This is a genomic window from Marinimicrobium sp. UBA4509 (genome assembly GCF_002388575.1).
GTDB classification, from domain to species: domain Bacteria; phylum Pseudomonadota; class Gammaproteobacteria; order Pseudomonadales; family Cellvibrionaceae; genus Marinimicrobium; species Marinimicrobium koreense.
The window spans coordinates 13136-13434 of the sequence record NZ_DGMV01000092.1 but is presented as its reverse complement, the minus strand read 5'-3'; the positions used below and the strand labels follow the sequence as shown (position 1 = coordinate 13434).

The window sequence follows — 299 nt, the reverse complement described above, 5'->3', positions numbered from 1 at the left end:
ATTCGGCTCGTCTTCACGCTGCTCGTCATGGATGCACTGAATCCAACGGATCATAAGGCTTTTCAGATGGTATTCGGTGCCACCATGACCCTCCTGATCGCGATGGAATTCAAGCATTCGATCGTCAAAGTGGCTTTGCGCAAGGAAAGCATCATCCAGGTCAAGACCGTCATTCTGATCGCGATTCTGGCACTGGCCCGCAAGTTCATCATCCTAGAACCCGACGTTGATCCTGCCAAAGTGGCTGTGCTGGCGGGGACGGTACTGGCGTTGGGGCTGACCTATTGGCTCATGCGTGA

The 299-nt window shown here is 53.8% G+C and carries 1 protein-coding gene; it reads left to right on the top strand.

Annotation, left to right across the window (positions count from 1 at the left end; translation table 11 throughout):
* Positions 1-299, top strand: a 299-nt coding sequence (locus B3520_RS17420; RefSeq protein WP_286876496.1) for a phosphate-starvation-inducible PsiE family protein, incomplete at both ends; no start/stop codon positions are given.